We start from the raw sequence: 772 nt of genomic DNA, 5'->3' as shown, positions 1-772 counted from the left end.
ATAAGGAAGTATAAATAAAGAGTGTTCTTTATTCATTCCATAAGTAGCATTAGAAAAATCACTCTTTATATAATTGCTTGCATCAGAGTATAAATTACCTTTTTCTTGTATAGCCATTCTTTGAGCTCTACTTGAAGAGCTTAGATAAAAGCTTTGCATAGAATTACCCATAATATTATCAATAAAGGTTGATCTTCTTGTTGTAGTAGATACTAAAGATCTAAAGGTTGCTCCTGATATAGAGGCATTAAGGTTAAAGCTTTGATAAATCTTTCCTGTTGTAGGATCATAGATTAAGTTTATATCTCCACTACCATTAGTTGTTATGTTGCTTACGTTACCTGGATTAACTCCACTAATAACATCACTTATATCATCAAGTCCTCCTAGATCAAGATTACCTTCATCTATAGTGATATTATCTGCACTTACATTGTCTTTATTATCTCCACCTACAACTATAGTGTCTAATTTGCCTGATTCATCTGAAGTAACAAGCCAGTCTTCTATGATTATGGCACCGCTTCCATTATTGGTTAAGTTATTACCGCTACTATCTTTACTTATAGTTCCTTGGTTATTAACATAGATAGTTCCGCTACCACTATTAGTAACACCACTTGTAATAGTTGCACTAGAATCATTTTTTAAGGTTAAATCATTATTTGAACTATTTACAATATTACCATAGATAATTCCATTATCAGTATTTAAAATACCGCTACCATTTTTAGAAGTAATAGTTCCACCATTTTCAATGGTGATGCCGTGT

At 31.5% G+C, this 772-nt stretch carries 1 pseudogene; it reads right to left on the bottom strand.

Annotated features, from left to right (window positions below):
• Positions 1 to 772, bottom strand: a pseudogene (locus GQV94_RS07610) (hypothetical protein); the annotation flags it as partial.

The sequence above is a fragment of the Campylobacter sp. TTU_617 genome, from assembly GCF_016599045.1.
GTDB lineage: Bacteria > Campylobacterota > Campylobacteria > Campylobacterales > Campylobacteraceae > Campylobacter_D.
Note: the sequence above shows the minus strand (reverse complement) of the source record. Positions and strands in the feature narration are given on the sequence as shown.